Raw genomic sequence first — 17220 nt, 5'->3', positions numbered from 1 at the left:
TCACTACGGTATTAACGCGGATATCGTTGCATTAAGGCTCGAACCTTGAGAGGGAGTCCTAAAGGACTCACTACGGTATTAACGCGGATATTGGTGCATTAAGGCTCGTACCTGTTCGGCGTGGTAGGAACTGCGGGTTAGGGGAGAAGCCACCACTTGTAAGAAACCGATAGACTCACCAAAATCCCGCCAAGTATCAAATTGTTCGGGTGTGATAAATCCCTCAACGGCTAAATGTTTAGGTGTGGGTTGTAGGTATTGACCCAAGGTTAAAATATCACAATCAACATAGCCGTTATTATCGTCGTGAGGCACACTGACTTCCTTGAAAGTGTACCTCACTTGATAGGGAACTGCTCTATCCCGCTTTTGTCACATTATTAATTAGCGCTCCAAATTGACCATTTAACGGTTTGAGTCCCACTGTTGTCGCCGTACACATTGGGTTGGTCGTTATTAATAAAAGATACGATTTCTCCCGGTTTCAGTTCCACCAGTTGTTCTTTTCCACTCGCCACCGCTTGGTCATTTTTGACGGCTACTAATGCTGCTGGTGCAATATTGGGAAAACGCACATAAGGCTCCCGTCCACTATTTTCAGAATTACCATTAGCATCTACTTTCTTAGCAAATATCTCGGTGTCGCCGTAATCCCACAACCCCTCAGCTTGCAATTTTAATGTAATGGTTTTATCCGATTCATTCGTCAATTGGGGAAGGTTTTGTTCTTCATTGGCAAAAACGGTAATTTCACCACTGGGAAGTGTGATCTCTGTATTTTTGTCGTTAGAAACACTGTTATTTGTTGTATCAGAACCGTCACTACTAATAGCAGCAATAGACCATTTCAGGGTGAGACTACCACTATTATCACCGTACACACCGGGCTGGTCGTTGTTAATGAAAGTTACAGATTCGGAGGGACGGAGTTCGACCGTTTGTTCTTTCCCACTAGCCACAGGTTGACCATTTTTTACCGCCACTAATGCTGATGGCGTGATGTCTGGAAAACGCATATATGGATTTCGTCCCGTCTGCGTGGTGTTACCATCACCACCTACCTGATTTGCAAAGGCATCTTTACCTCCGTAAGACCACTGACCCTCTGCTTCAAGTTTCAATTTTACTGTTTTGTTTGTGGTGTTAGTTAAGCTGGGAAGGTTGTTTTCTTCATTGGCAAAAACGGTAATTTCACCACTGGGTAGTTTGATACTGGATAGAGTCATAGTTTTTTGGCTTGTTTGCTGATAGGAGCAATTATACAATGATCCAATTTAACACCTATTAAATTTTATATAAATTTTGGGATTAAAAACCTAAGCTTCGACAAACTTAGGCTTTGACTCAAGACCTGATTTCTGGCTTTAGCGAATCATTGCAACTCCAACTAACGCGGATATTCTTCCATTAATCCTCGAACTTGTTCGGCGTGGTAGGAACTCCGAGTTAAGGGAGACGCAACAACTTGCAAAAACCCAATAGACTCGCCAAATTCTCGCCAAGTGTTAAATTGTTCTGGGGAAATAAACGCCACCAGGGGTAAATGTTTAGGACTGGGTTGCAGGTATTGACCCAAGGTTAAAATATCACAATCAACGGCCCGTAAGTCCTGCATGGCTTCCCGAACTTCGGCATCGGTTTCACCCAGTCCCACCATCAACCCAGATTTAGTATAAACTTCGGGTCTGAGTTGGCGCGATCGCTTTAATAACTCCAAACTGCGCTGATAGTCGCCTTGGGGACGAACCCGACGATACAGACGTTGGATGGTTTCGGTATTGTGGTTGAGAACTTCCGGTTTAGCCTGCAAAATTATTTCTAGGGCGTCCCAATTCCCACACAAATCGGGAATTAAGACCTCAATAGTGGTTTGGGGAGAGAGCGATCGCACCCCGTCAATACACCGAACAAACTGGGACGCACCGCCATCGGGTAGGTCATCCCTATTCACAGAAGTGATCACAACATGATTCAAGTTCAGGCGTCGTACCGCTTCCGCTAATCTTTCCGGTTCGGTTGGGTCTAGGGGTTGGGGTTTTTTCTCAAAATCAATATCACAGTAGGGACAAGCCCGGGTACAAGCTGGCCCCATAATTAAAAATGTAGCGGTTCCGGCGTTGAAGCACTCGCCAATATTGGGACAGGAGGCTTCCTCACAGACAGTATTTAGGCTTAAATCCCGTAAAATTCCTTTAACGTTGCCAACGCGCTCCCATTGAGGCGCTTTAACTCGTAACCAGTCCGGCTTGACTACCACGCTGACCTTTTCCTAATAAATTCACATCTTTTTGATCCTAACTGATCTTTTATGTGTTATACTGACAAAGATGTCTAATTTAGGCATCGGGATGTAGCGCAGCTTGGTAGCGCACCTCGTTCGGGACGAGGGGGTCGTAGGTTCAAATCCTATCATCCCGATTTTGACGGTTGTCGAGTGTCAAATTATTTGGAGGAAGAAGAAAGAAATTGTCCCAGAGTCCCCCTTCACTGATGACTGATAACTGATGACTGATAACTGATTAACGCTTCTCCCAAATTCCGATAAAACCATAAATGAATCGGTTCTCCTTGTAATTCTATCCCTTTTTGATAACAATTAATTGCTTCTTTTAAATAGCCTTGACGATGTAATTGTTGTCCTAGATCCTGATAAGTTTCAGGATCTGTAGGACGGTTTTTCTGCATTTCCCGATGGCGGGAAAGGGGATCTAAGTTAACTCCCTTTTTTTTGAAATCACACGACCCATGGCTTCATAAGCTAAATCAAAATCCGGTTTTAGGTTAATTGCTTTCTGCAAATAAGCCAGAGCCTCTTGATAGTTTTCTTTCTGTTCTAAGGCTTCTCCCCAATGTAAATGAATATCGGGAGAATGGGGATAAATCTCACAAGCCCGGCGATAACAACTAATGGCTTCATCCCACTTTTGTAAGATGGCAAAGGTATGACCTAAAAGGTGATAAGCTACTGGAGATCCGGGGTTGAGAACACAGGCGCGACGGAAAGCCACAATAGCATTTTCAATATTGCCTTGTTGTCGGAGAGTTTGTCCTAAATTTTGATAGGATTCAAAGGAATTAGGATTAAACTCTTGGGTACGACGATAGATGGCGATCGCTTCTTCAAATTGACGCTGTTTCTCTAAAATTTGTTGTAGGCGGGCTTGAATTTCACCCTGATTTTCAGGATTCAATTCTAAGGCTTGGCGATAGGTGGCGATCGCTTCTTCAAATTGATAAAACTGTGCTAAAGTTTGCCCTAATTGATCATATAACTCAGCCGAAGAAGATTCTAAATAACAAGTTTGACGATAAACTTTAATCGCTTCTTCCCAGTTATAAATTTGAACTAAGGCTTTGGCTAAACTCCATTGATATTCAACAGAATCAGGATTAAGTTGAACACAACGGCGATAAACTGTTACGGCTTCTTCCCACTCATTTTGTTGAGATAAAGCCTGTCCTAACTGTTGATAAGCCTCTACAAAATCAGGATTAAGTTCACAAGCTCGACGCAAAGCAATGATACCTTCTTCCGATTCCTGTTGGTGAATTAATCCTGTTCCTAAATCATAATAGGCTTCGGCGGAGTTAGAATTCACCTGACAACAACGACGGGAGAGTTTAATGAGTTCTTCCCATTGTTCCTGCTGTTCTAAGATAGTTCGCAAACTCTGGTAGGCTTCTATTAAATTAGGATTCAGTTGACAAGCTCGACGATAATTCTTAATAGCTTCATCGGTCTGACCTAAGTTATCTTGAATCTTGGCTAATTCTAAATAACATTCCGACCAATAGGGATTAATTTCTAAGGCTTGATGGTAAGCTGCGATCGCCTCTTGCTTTTGGTTTTGTTGTGTGAAAGCCTGTGCGAGATAGTAATAGGTTTCCCCATCCTTGGGTTTTAGGGCTAATGCCTTTTGGAAGGAAGAAATAGCTTCTGAAATATTACCTTGTTGAGTCAGCGCGATACCCAAATTCCTGTAGAATTCATAGAAACTGTCATCGAGATCAATAGCTTTTTGGAAGCAATCTATGGCTTGACTTAAATCTCCGGCTTCTAGTTCTACACTCCCTAATCGGTCATAAAACCAGGGGGAATTAGGATTGAGATCCACCGCTTTTTGGTAAGCTGCGATCGCTTCTTTAATACTTCCGGTATTGACCAGGGCTTCCCCTAAATTGTAGTAAGACCAAGCCGATTTTGGGTTTTCTTCAATCGCTTTTTGGTAGCTTTCAATGGCATTGTCAAACTGACTTTTTCTTAACAGTTGATTGGCGGTCTCAAAATAGCTAACACTCATACCAAAAATCTCAATAAGTTTTATGATTTAATTAAAGGTAGATTCTACCGGAGGACGAAAACTTTAGCCAAACACTTAGGAATTGAGAAGTTAATCACGACCTGATTGTTCCAACCGAATTTCCGCCCCATTGTACCTATTCTGAATTTTACACCGAATTGATGTCATTTTCTGTTTCCCAATTAAAAAAGATTGCAGCATTAAAAGAACCAGAAGTAGGACAGGAGTTAAAGCAGAAATTAGAAACAATCGGTCAAAAAGTAGAACTCTGAACCACTCAACTTTCGAGAAAAGACTATTTAGAGCAGCTAAATCGTGCTACAATAACAGTGTTTCTCCCCAACCAAAAAGAAGGAGAGGGTTTTTATCTTCCGGCTTTAGAGGGAATGGCAGTTGGAACACTGGTCATTTTTCCAGATTGTATTGGTAATCGTTCCTTTTGTCTGTCGGGGTATAATTGTTTCCGTCCCGACTATACCACAGAAAGTTGATTCCGAACGAGCTAACAAGCCTTACAATATTCTCAGACTCAAGTTCAGGAAATGTTAACCCATGGGAAACAAACCGCCAATGAACATAATCTACTAAAAGAGCGTCAGGCTTTTTGAGAGATTCTCGATAATATCCGAGAAATTTGGTAGGACAGGCAACCCATTTATACTAAAATTATTTAATTGACATAGTATTCAAAAATTATGCAAAAATCCCACAGCGAACAAACCGTTTTCATTATCACCGGAATGCACCGTTCAGGAACCTCCTTAACTGCATCAATTCTGCAAAGTGCAGGGGTTCATATTGGTCGTCGTTTGATGGAAGCGACCGAATTTAATGCCAAGGGATATTTTGAAAACCCAGATTTTTTTGAATTTCATTTGGATGCCTTTCGTGCCCTAGGGGTTAATATTGATGGATGGACACTTGAGGAAAATCTACAGATTAATGCACCCCTAATTGACCGAGCTAAATATATAGTAGAACAAAATGGGTTAAGTTCTGTTTGGGGATGGCAAGAACCTCGAACTACCTTATTTTTAGACTTTTGGGCAAAACTGTTACCCGAAGCCAGATTTTTATTAATATATCGTTCTCCTTGGGAAGTGGCTGACTCCTTGTATCGACGGGGGGATGAAATGTTTCAATCTCAACCCGAATTAGCGATCAAATATTGGCAGCATTATAATCAAAAAATTCTCAATTTTTATAATCGGGAGCAACATCGTTGTTTGTTAACTAATCTAAAAACAATTGTTCAATATCAAAACGCCTATATTGATACAATTAATCATAAGTTTAACGTTGATTTAAGTCATCCCGCCCCCACTGCTTATGATCCTTCGTTGTTGAGAACAGAAATTTCATCTAATAGTCAGCGACCCACATTAATTGACCATTACTTTCCCGAAGCCATTGAACTCTATCAAGAACTAGAAGGGAGAGGATGGCATCCTGAACAAACACCTGATTTTTCTTGGCAAGAATTATTAAAACCTTCCCTATACAAAACTTGGGCTTTTCAAGAATGGGTTAATTTACGTCAATTAGAAATAGAGAATAAATCCCTAAAATCTCAATTGCAGGAGGAACAAGTTGAATTAGAAGAAGCCAAAGTCATTCAAGCTGAATCAGAGCAAACAAAAACCCAACTAAAAACGGCGGAATCTCTATTAGACGAATCTCAATCTCAGTTACAAGAAGCCGAATCTGTTTTACAACAATTTCAAACTCAGTTAAGTAAAACCGAGTCTGTTTTACAACAATCTCATAATCAACTCCATCAAACTCGTACTGAATTAGAAACAGTTAAAACCCAATTAAGTCAAGCTCAATTTGATGTGATGCGGTATCAATCGCAATTACATCAAACTCAAGAAGAATTAGAAGACTATGAAATTAAGTATCCTCAAATTCAAGAGGATTTAAAACGCTCTCAATCTCAACTAGATGAAGCGGAAGCTCAACGGAATGAAGTTGAATCAATTTTAAGTCAATTAACAATACAGTTACAACAGGCGCAAAAACGGGAAGAACGTTTTCAAATTCAACTGCATCAAAGTTTAGAAGAATTAGAGAAAACTCAAATTAAACTCCAACAGGATCAAGATAAATTACAAGAAACGAGCAATCAAGTTAAACAACTCAAACGAGATTTAAAACGTTCCAATTCCCAACTATATCAAGTTGAAAGTGAGTTTGATCTGTCCCATTCTCAATTACAACAGTCCGAATCTCAACGGTCACAAGCTCAAACCGAATTAACAGAAATTAAATCTCAATTCCAGGAAACCAAACAGGAGTTAGAACAACAACAGACCTATATCAAAGAATTAGAAACATCAGTTTCTCAACTCCAACAAGCTGAAACCGAATTAACCGAAATTAAATCTCAATTTGAGCAAACCAAGCGAGAATTAAAACAAAAACAAGCCCAAGTTAATCAACTACAAACCGAATTAAAACGATCGCAATCTCAAATGTATCAACTTCAAATTGAATTAGCCCAATCTCAATTGCAAACCCAACAAATCCAAGAGCGCCAACAACTAGAACAAACCCTCAGCAATGATCCCAAAAAACACAATGAGATGGACTATAACCTCTTAATTTGGGATGCTTGGAACGCCTATCGTAACGGTAAACTGCCGCAAATGAAAGCCCACCTGCAAAAAGCCTTAAAGTTAACCACAGCTTCCCCTAGCGAAATCATTTTAACCTGGTTAGAAAGTTTCTCTAAATTGTCCTTAGCCCAGGGCATGGAACTAGATTCCGAAAGTTTAACAAATTCCGAGGAATGGCAACAGTTAGTCCGACAAATGACACTAAAAAAAGGTGTTACCCTGACCGAAAAATCTCATGACCCAAGCAAGACCCAAAAGGTTGAAGTTGAAGAAGCGGTTGAAACCGCAGCTACACAAGCAAAACCCGCCGATGCGGGTTGAAGATTTGGATGCTGTGGACGTTATTTGTCCGCGCAGGCGGACATCGTTTGTTTAGCTACGGTTTTTAATTACCCGGCGGTTGAAACCGCAGCTACACAAGCAAAACCCGCCGATGCGGGTTGAAGATTTGGATGCTGTGGACGTTATTTGTCCGCGCAGGCGGACATCGTTTGTTTAGCAGCGATTTCAATCGCCGAGATTTCTTTTTGTCAGAAAGGTTCCTAAATGTAGTAAACTCTGGCTGACACCCAAAGAACTTCTTGCACCTGTAACCTCAGATGCCCCACCATCTGTACCACCTACTCGCTTTTGTAATTTCGGCTCTAGTTGTGATCTGGAGTACGCCGATTGTTAAAAAAATCGCCATCCGTTCAGGACGGGTTGATTTACCCAATGATCGAAAAGTTCATCAACAACCGATGGTGCGCTTAGGTGGCGTTTCCATCTTTGCTGGCGCCTTAATTGCTCTGTTATTTGTTTGGGGGTCAGGTGGCTTTATTGATGCCACCGGGAAACCCCTAAGCCCCCAGGATGAATATGAAATTTGGGGCGTGACCCTTGGGGGTATTGCCTTTTTTCTGATTGGTCTGGCGGATGATTTATTTAACCTATCCCCTGTGACTCGCCTAATCCTACAAACCGGGGTCGCGAGTCTGGCTTGGTGGGTAGGTGTCCGAATTGACTTTTTAACGATTCCGAATTTGGGTCTAGTTCACATTGGATGGTTGAGTTTACCTATTACGGTTATTTGGTTAGTGGGGATGACCAATGCGATTAACTGGATTGATGGTTTAGACGGACTGGCGGCGGGGGTTTGTGGTATTGCCGCAGTGGTCATGTTGATTGTCAGTTTATTTATGAATCAACCCGCCGCGGCTTTAATTGCAGCAGCTTTAGCCGGAAGTGCCCTAGGATTTCTCAGGTATAACTTTAATCCCGCCCAGATTTTTATGGGGGATGGGGGTTCCTATTTCATGGGATTTACCCTAGCTGGGGTTGGGGTGATTGGTTTAGTCAAAGTAACGGTTGTAACCTCGGTGATTCTCCCCTATATGATTCTAGCGGTTCCGATTTTAGATATGTCGGCGGTCATTTTAGATCGAATTCGCCATGGTAAATCCCCCTTTACTGCGGATAAACGCCACCTGCATCATCGACTTTTAGACGCGGGTTTATCCCAACGGAGAACGGTATTATTTATCTATTCTTTAACCCTTTGGGTGGGAAGTTTAGCCCTGGCTTTTTCGGGAATACCCAGTGGTTTAGCCTATGCTATGGGTGCAACTGGATTATTAGGATACACCAGTTGGCAAGCCTTAAAACGAGCTAGATTATAACAACCGTAGTCACCCCTGAAGGGGTTTCTTAATTATTTATTTAATTATTGAATTCAAAAAGATAAAGTAGTAACCCCTTCAGGGGTTTCTTAATTATTTAATTCAAAAAGAAAGAGCAGTTGATTGAACTTCTTGCCAATGTAAACGATAAAGTTGCAGGGGTTCGGTTTTCCCTTTAACAATAACAGGAGGTATTGTTTCTAAAGGCAAACTCCGATCTTTTAACTGATCAAAAGTTGATTGAGAAATTAAAATTTCATTTTTATTAGCTGCTGAACAAATCCTACTAGCTACATTCATGGTATCACCAGTATGGGTATATTGAATCAGTTTTTCTGAACCAATATTTCCCGCAGCTACCTGTCCGGTATTCAGTCCAATATGAATATAAATTGGTTCTCCATAACGCTGTTTCCATTTTTGATTCATTCTATCTACCGTCCACTGCATTTCAATGGCGGCTCGCACCGCTCGATCCACATCATCATGGCGGGAATAGGGAGATCCCCAAACCGCAACTAAAGCATCCCCAATGTATTTTTCTAAGGTTCCTTCAAAGGGAAAAACAATTTCCTCCACCATCAGTTTAAAATATTCATTTAACATAGAAATAACTTGACGAGGCTGCATTCGAGAAGACATTTCTGTAAATCTAGTAATATCAGAAAATAGGGCGGTAACTTCACTTTCTACAATGGCATCAAATTTTCCTTCTTCCCGAAGTTTTCGACTCACTGCTGGAGGAAAAAACCGTTCTAATTTATTTCTAATTACGGCTTCTTCCTGCATTTTTTTATAGAGTTCGGCATTGTCAATCGCGATCGCGGCTTGATTGGCTAAGGCGGCTAAAAATTCTACATCTTCGGGAGAATAAAGATTAGATAAAGATAAATTATCCACATACAAAACCCCAATCACAATATCCCGTAACTTTAAGGGCGCACACATCGAGGCATGAATGGCTTGACACAGAATCGACTCAGACCCCTCAAATCGCTCATCGGCTTGAGCATTATCTATTAATACGGCATTTCCTGTTTCTCTAACAATATTGGTAATTTTTTTACTATAAAAATGTTCATCGGCGAGGGGTTCCTCCCGAAATTTAACGGCTTTATTTTCTAAGTTATTGGTTTTAGGATTAACTAACAAAATCGCCGCCCGATCCAGATTCATTATTTGAAATAATAGATCTAAAATTTTATCTAAGAGTTTATTGGGTTCATTCGGAGAAGATAACTCTTTACTAACTTCTAATAAAATTTTTAACTTATCAACAATTCTTAAATTAGCATCTTGTTGTCGAATATTTAAAACTGAATTTATGGCTTGAGAAGTTCCTAATAAATCTTGAATAATGGTATAACTATTATCGGTAGCAAATTCCTGAATAACCGAGGTTTGATGATTTTCAGCCTCCGATTTTAAAGAGGGTGTGAGGGAAACATTCATAAATTTAAACACTACACGACCACAACGAATTAAATCTCCAGATTTGAGATTCGCGTGTTCAATTATCACCTCATTCACAAAGGTATGATTACTACTCTGCATATCGGTAATCGTGTTTTTTCCCTCGCTGACATCAATGCGAGCGTGATGACGAGAAAGACTCACATCTGCTAAACAAATTGTGTTATCCCGCCCCCGTCCGATGGTATTTACACCGAACTGTAGGTTAAAGGTCATAGCCCCGGTTGTATCGGGATTATAAATTAAATATGGCACTGTCCTCTTATCAGTAATTAGTTATCAGTAGGGACGTGCGATGGCGCGTCCGTATCGGTGATTTCTACGGTTTCCATCCCTTCCCCCTTCCAGTGTAACCCCAATTCACCGATTTATCTAGTTTATAGCATCGTAGCACCGAATTAGCATTGGGTAACAACTCAAAACTTCATTAGATACTATGGTAAAGTAATTCGTAATTTGTAATTCGTAATTACCTATTCCCTCTTGCCATGTATTTGAAATTATTATATCTACGACAGTTTCGCAATTATGCCGATCAAAAAGTTATATTTGAAGCTCCTAAAACAATTTTATTAGGAAATAATGCCCAAGGGAAATCTAATTTATTAGAAGCAGTTGAATTACTTTCTACCCTCAAAAGTCATCGAGTTAGTCGAGATCGAGATTTGATTTTTGATACCCAACCTACCGCACAAATTACAGCTACTTTAAAACGGGATTTAGGGACGTTAGATTTAGGGATTACTTTGCGTTCCCAAGGAGGAAGAACGGTTTGTTTAAATGGGGAATCATTACGCCGACAGTTAGATTTTTTGAGTGTATTAAATGTGGTGCAGTTTTCTAGTTTAGATTTAGAATTAGTCCGGGGTAGTCCCGAATATCGGCGCAATTGGTTGGATCGTTTATTAGTGCAGTTAGAACCAATTTATGCTTATATTTTACAACAATATAATCAAGTTTTACGCCAAAGAAATGCTCTTTTAAAACAAATTAAACAAAATCCAGAAACATCAGAAATTCACCATAAACAAGAGGAATTAGAACTCTGGAATGTTCAATTAGCTGTAGCTGGAACTAGGGTTATCCGCCGTCGCGATCGCGTTTTAGAACGTTTAGTCCCTCTGGCTAAAATTTGGCATGAATCTATTAGTGGAAATACGGAATTATTGGATATTACCTATCAACCTAATGTTAATTTAGATTTACCAAATTACAGTTTATCAATAACTCCACCAGAAAAAATTCAACAGGCTTTTTTTGATAAAATTATCACCAGGGCGATCGCGGAAAAACAACAAGGAATTTCCTTAGTGGGGCCCCATCGAGATGATGTGATTTTTAGTATCAATCAAACTCCAGCCCGAAGTTATGGCTCATCAGGTCAACAACGGACTTTAGTTTTAGCCCTAAAATTAGCGGAATTACAACTAATTGAAGACGTAGTTAGGGAACCGCCTTTACTGCTTTTAGATGATGTTTTAGCTGAATTAGATCTAAACCGACAAAATCAACTATTAGATGCGATTCAAGACCGATTTCAAACTTTAATTACAACTACTCATTTAGGTGCTTTTGATGCTCAATGGTTAAAACATACTCAAATTTTAAATGTTAAAGCTGGGGAGATTAGTCCGTTTATATATTAGGGAATGATGAATTTATCCTGCTAATTATCCCAATTGTAGGGGCGGGTTTTTGTAGATTGTTTGTGGGTATCAAAGGTGAACTCGAACCCGCCCCTACGCGGTCAAATCTTTAATTCTTGACTACGGCATAAAACCATCTTTAATTACCTTAAGTTGTTTCGGATAATGGCGGCGGAGTGTCGGTTTTAAACACAATTCGCAGTAAAGGAGGCGCTAAGAAAGTTGTGATAATTACCATCAGAATAATTGCCACATCCAACGCGGGAGATAATGCACCACTAGCCGAACCAACAGCCGCGAATACTAATCCCACTTCTCCTCGCGGAATCATCCCGACGCCAATTCCAAGACGGTTGGGATTATCCAAACCAAATACCCCCCAACCAGCGGCAATTTTGCCCACAATAGCCACCACAATCAAAAAGGTAGCAATAATTAACCCTTCCCGATTTTCAGGGACTGCTGGGTTCAAAACCCCTAAATTTGTTTTTGCCCCCACCGCCACAAAAAATACCGGAACAATTACATCTGCAATGGGTTTAATTAGTTCTTCTAACTCCCTACCGGGTTCAGTTTCATCTAACACTAACCCGGCTGCAAATGCCCCTAAAATTGCTTCCAGGTGAATCGCGCCGCCAATATAGGCTAGAGTAAACGCTAAAATTAACGCCGGAACTACAACCCGACCCCTGGTTTTAAATTGTGAGGCCAGAGCCACAAAAGTCCCGTTAAAAAACTTACCTAAAACAATTGCACCGACAATAAAAACGGTGGCACTAATAATCAAATAGATAATATTAGCAACATCGACTTCACCTGTTTTTGCGAGACTGGCAACAACAGCTAAAATTAGAATTCCTAAGACATCATCAATTACCGCCGCACCCAAGATAATTTGACCTTCTTGGGTAGACAAACAACCAATTTCTGATAGCACCCTAGAGGTAATTCCGATACTGGTAGCGGTCAATGCTGCACCCGCGAAAACCGCCGGAATTACAGGAACATGGAAAACAATCATTAATCCTGCTGTTCCCGCCACAAAGGGAATCACAACCCCCAAAGAAGCGACAACAAAGGCTTGAATTCCGACAGCCAGCAGTTGTTGAATATTGGATTCCAGACCAATTTCAAACAATAGAATAATGACACCAAGTTCCGATAAAATCTCTAAAACTTCGCTTTGAGCTTTAAAAGTTGCTTCTGCCGTATCGGGAGTTAACCCGGCTGTTTTTTCCAGAATACTGATAATTACAGAGTGAGAACTATCAATACCGCCTTCTGGAAAAACCACTAAATTCAGGGCAGAAATCCCAATAATTACGCCTCCAAGCAGTTCTCCCAAAACTGGCGGAAATCCCAACCAGTTGGCCAACTCTCCCCCCGCTTTACTGGCTACAAAAATAGCGATTAAACTAAGTAAAACCCCCAGTAGTACCATCGCTGATTCTGCTTCAACGGGAGGATGGGCTTCCGTTGCTGTCCCCAAAATCGGCAAGAAATTTAATCCCCAGCTTGAAAACATAGAGTCTAGCGAGAAAAATCCTGTAACTAGATCCACAGTTAGCTCCAGATAACTCAACCCAATCACTTTACCGAAAATAGGGATATTAAGAAAGGGGGAGGGGAAAAATCAATATATACCCGTTTAAACTCTAAATATTAAGGATTATTTAGCCAAAGGAAGTGAAAATCTAAAAATACTACCTTGTCCTAAATGACTGGAAACCGTAATTTTTCCCCCTTGTAATTCCACTAACCGACGGGTGATAGCTAATCCAATTCCGGTTCCCCCGGAATGTCGAGAACGGGAACGGTCAGCCCGCCAAAACCGTTCAAAAACATGGGGTAAATCTTCGGGAGAAATGCCAATTCCGGTATCAATAACCCCAATCCACAAAAAGTTTAAGTCATAACCTATTTTAACAGTAATGGTTCCGGTTTCTGTATAACAAATTGCATTTCCTAATAAATTAACTAAAATCTGTTCGGTTCGATCTAAATCGGCTAAAACTAAAGGTAAATCCGGTGAGGATTCTAACTGAATAATCGGCCCATCTTCTAAGATTTGATCGGAAAACTTTTGTACTAATGATACTAATAAAGGATATAAATTAACGGGTTTTTGATGGATGGGTAAATAACCGGATTCGACTTTCGAGAGTTCCTGTAAGTTATTCACTAACCTTTCTAAACGTTTTGTTTCTTTAGCTAATTGGTGATAAATTTCTGGGGAAGGGGCAATATTTCCGTCGGCTATTTCTTCTAAATATCCTCTAACAATAGTTAAAGGAGTTCTTAATTCGTGGGTTAAATCACCAATCAATTCCCGTCTACCTTTTTCAACATTTTGTAAACTAGCCGCCATTTGATTGAAACTCATAGCTAATTGATTTAATTCGGGAATATCACTAGAAGACATTCGTTCTGACCATTCCCCTGAAGCAAATTTCTGGGTAATTTCTTCCATTTCCGTTAAGGGTTTAGTAATACGTTTAGTTAACCAATAACTGAGTCCGACGGCGGCGGTTGTTCCGGCTAAAACTGACCAAAAGGTGCTACGGTTCCAGGCTATTTCAAAACCTTTAACCAGACGAGTTCTAATATATTGTAACCGAAATCCTGGGCCTTCGAGTTGTTCTAAATTACTGACGAAAAACCTAGGAGAATATATTTTTCCAATAATTACTAAGGATGTTACCCCAATTAACATTACTAACAAATGGGATAAAAATAAACGCCCTCGCAAACCGATTTTATTCATATCAGTAGTAAGCCCTTCAGGGCTTTATTAAATATTTGTTAATCACCTCAATCACAAATAAACCCAGCTAGGGAACAGCCCCCAAACCCCCCGTGCACGGGGGGCTAGGGGGGGAGGGAACAGGGAACAAGCAAACAGTAGGTTATCCCTTTTTACAAGGTTTAGTATTGTCAAACATCTTAATTGGTAGCTGTACAGTAATAACTGTTGACTATTGCCCATTCTAGTTTACCAAATAACGCGATCGCTAATTTTTTCTAATAATTTTGGCCCAAAACCAGATACCTGATCTAAATCTTCTAGGGAAGTAAAGGGTTTTTTCTGTCTAGCTGCTATAATATTTTTAGCTAACTTTTCCCCGACTCCGGGTAAGGTTTGTAACTCCTCTTGAGTAGCAGTATTTAGATTAATTTTAGTAGTTAGATTTGCTTTTGCAGAAGGGGTTTGAGAGACAACAGAATCGCCACAGGCTTTTAAATCTTTTTCGATTTTTGTTAATAGCCAATTGGGAATCCCTAGGGCGGAATTTTGATATAAACGTTCAAATTCTCGCTGAAAATGAGACGCAACTGTTGGATTTTCTACTACAATTAGAGTTTCATCATTTTGGGTATTAGCGGCTTCTGTCCAATTATGGGAACCTGTAATTACAATTTTACCATCAATAATTCCAAATTTATGATGTAGGCGATCGCCCTCTGGTAAATTAGGAATTCCTACGGTTGAAATCGGCTGTTTCCAAGGATTATTTCCCGATTCATAACGACACTTATTAACTAAAGAAATTCCCATCATATCCAAACCTTCACTATAGAAACGATAGGCAAAACTCGGATCAATTAATCCCCGAATTGAGACGTTATTTTGATGTTTTCTTTCTAAAGTATTAACAATATCTTGGGCGGAAAAAACAAATAAAGCGAAATCAAAGGATTGATTAATTCTCAGTAATTTTTGATTAATTAAACCATTAGTGCTATTTTGCCAAGGTTGTTTTTGAGAAGTAGGAGAAAATTGAACTTTTACCGGAGTATTACCAACTGAAATATTCTGCACCCCGCGAAAAGTTTTTTCAATCCCAAATAGACTATCCTTTTTTTTGCCAACTCCATCCCCCCACATTAAGTTAAATTCTTCGGAAAATAATTTTGCTAATTTTGAACTTTCAATTTTTAATAAATTATTGGCATTTCCTAGACTTTCTATGGTCTGAAAATCTCCATGAACATCGCTGGTTGTCCAGTTAGCAGAAGTGACAATTAAAGTTTTTTTGTCTACTACCATAAATTTATGGTGCATTAACCCCGTACCTTTAGAACCATTTTCAGTATCATCAATAATCGGAATCCCAGCCTTTTCTAAGATAATTAAAGCATCCCGTTGTTGACTTTCCTCCGGGCTAATTTTTCCATCCTGGTTTAAATCAGCTAGTAAGATAAATTCTTGATATCGATTCTGTTCTTGTTCAGGTAACTGCTGAATTTCAGTAAGTGTAAATTGACCCCAGGGACGGCGATAATTATTTTCTAAAATCACTCGTACCTGCACCCCAGCTTGATGACGTTCAACTAATGCTTGAGCAATATTCGGTAGACGAAACTCTTGAACCGCGACATCAATTGTTGATGTAGATTGATTAATACTATCAATAATAATTTGTTCTAAATTATCTCCAAATCGAGATATATTCCGATAGGGTTCCGTATAAACTGATGCTTCAGAATGATTAAAATAAACCGCAATTAAAGGATCTTGAGGAAGGGGTTCTAAACGAGGTTTTAAGACCGATTGAGATGACGTTTTAACACAAGCATCCAGACCCAAAGTTAATAATAGAGTTAAACTGATCCGCAAAGATATCTTGACAAGTTGACGCACGACCATAAAAAAATCGGGGCTTTTCTGTTATATTAACTAATGATTGTAATAAGTACCTAAACAAAATTAATTACACATCCTCCACCCTGTTCTCTCCCCCCTAGCCCCCCGTGCACGGCAGGTTTGGGGGGCTGTTCCGGTGTTCCCTCTCTCAACTAGGTAATTTATTTTGTGTAACTACTTATCAGAATAGACCTTAAACTCAATTCGGGGACATTGATTTTTAACCGAGATTTTAGATAACAATCAAAAAATCAATAACTATTGTCCATTGCCCATTTTTCTAAAACCCATTACCTATTGCCCATTGCCTAGCTTCATGATTCAGGTAATCTATTAATAGGACGAGATTAACTTAATTTCTGCCAAGCCACCGACGGAAAAAGATGTAACAGTCTGTCAGCGCCGTAAGCACTTGCTCAGAGCTTGTAGGCGCGGGTAATCACCCTCACTGCTGTGCTGCTATGCCAAAACGAAAGAGGACATTTCCCTGTGGCCATAAAGGATATGGGAAAATCTGTCATCGTTGTAATCAACAAGAGGTGACAAAGGATTCCCATAGTCAGGCCATTGAGGACAAACGAACCAAAAAACTAGAATGGGAAGCCTCTTTTACTCAGGATATCATTGATCTCAGAGGCTTACCCGATTATGTCGTGATTAAAGCCAGAACTATTCTGGCGGGCTTAAGTGACCAAAAAAGTTATCGGGACTTTGGAGGCAAGCGACTGCGCCATAATCGTTTTATTATCAGTATTCCCGTAACGCGAAATTATCGAATGCTTTGTCAAGATAGCGGTAATTTACTCGTTCCGCAAAAAGTTCTTTCTCATGAAGATTATAACGTTTGTAAACCAGGAGATTAATTCATTTAAACACCTT

Annotated in this window: 13 protein-coding genes, 1 tRNA gene and 1 pseudogene; 6 read left to right on the top strand and 9 right to left on the bottom strand. The window is 40.0% G+C overall.

The genetic code is table 11. From position 1 onward, the window contains the following. Window positions 1-78 precede the first annotated feature (78 nt). The 3 genes and pseudogenes from AC559H_RS09420 to lipA all read right to left on the bottom strand — a co-directional run. Window positions 79-288: pseudogene (locus tag AC559H_RS09420) on the bottom strand (lipoyl synthase); the annotation flags it as partial. Window positions 289-380: 92 nt separating this feature from the next. Then, entirely contained in the window at window positions 381-1226 is an 846-nt protein-coding gene (locus tag AC559H_RS09415; RefSeq protein ID WP_026794401.1) for a hypothetical protein, read from the bottom strand. Between the two features lie 161 nt (window positions 1227-1387). Then, complete coding sequence (gene lipA / locus AC559H_RS09410; RefSeq protein ID WP_026794400.1) at window positions 1388-2257, bottom strand: lipoyl synthase; 870 nt, start codon at window positions 2255-2257, stop codon at window positions 1388-1390. Window positions 2258-2344: 87 nt separating this feature from the next. Here lipA and AC559H_RS09405 point away from each other — a divergent pair. Beyond that, window positions 2345-2418, top strand: a tRNA-Pro gene (locus tag AC559H_RS09405). A 66-nt stretch (window positions 2419-2484) separates the two neighbouring features. Here the strand turns inward: AC559H_RS09405 and AC559H_RS09400 are convergent. Continuing rightward, a complete protein-coding gene (locus tag AC559H_RS09400) occupies window positions 2485-2685 on the bottom strand; it encodes a tetratricopeptide repeat protein (protein WP_036834132.1) in 201 nt (66 codons plus the stop codon). A 23-nt stretch (window positions 2686-2708) separates the two neighbouring features. Further along, window positions 2709-4301 carry a tetratricopeptide repeat protein gene (locus tag AC559H_RS09395; RefSeq protein ID WP_026794399.1) on the bottom strand — a complete coding sequence of 531 codons (1593 nt, stop codon included), beginning with the start codon at window positions 4299-4301 and terminating at the stop codon, window positions 2709-2711. 329 nt (window positions 4302-4630) lie between these two features. Between AC559H_RS09395 and AC559H_RS09390 the strand changes: the two genes are divergently transcribed. The 3 genes from AC559H_RS09390 (at window position 4631) to AC559H_RS09380 (ending at window position 8577) form a co-directional block, all read left to right on the top strand. Beyond that, a complete protein-coding gene (locus AC559H_RS09390) occupies window positions 4631-4792 on the top strand; it encodes a glycosyltransferase family 4 protein (protein ID WP_141296287.1) in 162 nt (53 codons plus the stop codon). 204 nt (window positions 4793-4996) lie between these two features. After that, entirely contained in the window at window positions 4997-7240 is a 2244-nt protein-coding gene (locus tag AC559H_RS09385) for a sulfotransferase (protein ID WP_051319865.1), read from the top strand. A 278-nt stretch (window positions 7241-7518) separates the two neighbouring features. Next, window positions 7519-8577 (top strand): glycosyltransferase family 4 protein, encoded by a 1059-nt coding sequence (locus AC559H_RS09380; protein WP_026789045.1) that lies wholly within the window; start codon window positions 7519-7521, stop codon window positions 8575-8577. A 102-nt stretch (window positions 8578-8679) separates the two neighbouring features. Here AC559H_RS09380 and AC559H_RS09375 read toward each other — a convergent pair whose 3' ends face one another. Continuing rightward, a complete protein-coding gene (locus AC559H_RS09375) occupies window positions 8680-10305 on the bottom strand; it encodes an adenylate/guanylate cyclase domain-containing protein (protein WP_026794398.1) in 1626 nt (541 codons plus the stop codon). 233 nt (window positions 10306-10538) lie between these two features. On the opposite strand from AC559H_RS09375, the gene recF reads away from it, so the two are divergent. After that, window positions 10539-11696 carry a DNA replication/repair protein RecF gene (recF, locus tag AC559H_RS09370; RefSeq protein WP_026794397.1) on the top strand — a complete coding sequence of 386 codons (1158 nt, stop codon included), beginning with the start codon at window positions 10539-10541 and terminating at the stop codon, window positions 11694-11696. A 148-nt stretch (window positions 11697-11844) separates the two neighbouring features. Here the strand turns inward: recF and AC559H_RS09365 are convergent, their stop codons facing one another. The 3 genes from AC559H_RS09365 to AC559H_RS09355 all read right to left on the bottom strand — a co-directional run bounded on the left by AC559H_RS09365 (window position 11845) and on the right by AC559H_RS09355 (window position 16344). Then, a complete protein-coding gene (locus AC559H_RS09365) occupies window positions 11845-13221 on the bottom strand; it encodes a cation:proton antiporter (RefSeq protein ID WP_026794396.1) in 1377 nt (458 codons plus the stop codon). Window positions 13222-13365: 144 nt separating this feature from the next. After that, on the bottom strand, window positions 13366-14460 hold the full coding sequence (locus AC559H_RS09360) for a sensor histidine kinase (protein ID WP_026794395.1): 1095 nt from the start codon (window positions 14458-14460) through the stop codon (window positions 13366-13368). A gap of 228 nt (window positions 14461-14688) precedes the next feature. Beyond that, window positions 14689-16344 carry a DUF655 domain-containing protein gene (locus tag AC559H_RS09355; RefSeq protein WP_036834028.1) on the bottom strand — a complete coding sequence of 552 codons (1656 nt, stop codon included), beginning with the start codon at window positions 16342-16344 and terminating at the stop codon, window positions 14689-14691. A 458-nt stretch (window positions 16345-16802) separates the two neighbouring features. On the opposite strand from AC559H_RS09355, the gene AC559H_RS09350 reads away from it, so the two are divergent. Continuing rightward, the gene (locus AC559H_RS09350) at window positions 16803-17204 is read left to right on the top strand and encodes a DUF7682 family zinc-binding protein (protein ID WP_026794393.1); all 402 of its coding nucleotides are present in this window, start codon (window positions 16803-16805) and stop codon (window positions 17202-17204) included. The last annotated feature ends 16 nt before the right edge of the window (window positions 17205-17220 follow it).

It is taken from the genome of Planktothrix prolifica NIVA-CYA 540 (assembly GCF_963864145.1).
Classification (GTDB): Bacteria; Cyanobacteriota; Cyanobacteriia; order Cyanobacteriales; family Microcoleaceae; genus Planktothrix; species Planktothrix agardhii.
The sequence above is the reverse complement of the archived record's forward strand: the minus strand, read 5'-3'. Positions and strand labels throughout refer to the sequence as shown.

Excerpts from the sequence above, each read along its gene's own strand:
- AC559H_RS09360 (WP_026794395.1), bottom strand. The coding sequence starts at position 14,460 with ATGAATAAAATCGGTTTGCGAGGGCGTTTATTTTTATCCCATTTGTTA.
- AC559H_RS09415 (WP_026794401.1), bottom strand. The coding sequence starts at position 1,226 with ATGACTCTATCCAGTATCAAACTACCCAGTGGTGAAATTACCGTTTTT.
- AC559H_RS09385 (WP_051319865.1), top strand. The coding sequence starts at position 4,997 with ATGCAAAAATCCCACAGCGAACAAACCGTTTTCATTATCACCGGAATG.
- AC559H_RS09395 (WP_026794399.1), bottom strand. The coding sequence starts at position 4,301 with ATGAGTGTTAGCTATTTTGAGACCGCCAATCAACTGTTAAGAAAAAGT.
- AC559H_RS09350 (WP_026794393.1), top strand. The coding sequence starts at position 16,803 with ATGCCAAAACGAAAGAGGACATTTCCCTGTGGCCATAAAGGATATGGG.
- AC559H_RS09400 (WP_036834132.1), bottom strand. The coding sequence starts at position 2,685 with ATGCAGAAAAACCGTCCTACAGATCCTGAAACTTATCAGGATCTAGGA.
- AC559H_RS09355 (WP_036834028.1), bottom strand. The coding sequence starts at position 16,344 with ATGGTCGTGCGTCAACTTGTCAAGATATCTTTGCGGATCAGTTTAACT.
- AC559H_RS09365 (WP_026794396.1), bottom strand. The coding sequence starts at position 13,221 with ATGTTTTCAAGCTGGGGATTAAATTTCTTGCCGATTTTGGGGACAGCA.
- AC559H_RS09380 (WP_026789045.1), top strand. The coding sequence starts at position 7,519 with ATGCCCCACCATCTGTACCACCTACTCGCTTTTGTAATTTCGGCTCTA.
- recF (WP_026794397.1), top strand. The coding sequence starts at position 10,539 with ATGTATTTGAAATTATTATATCTACGACAGTTTCGCAATTATGCCGAT.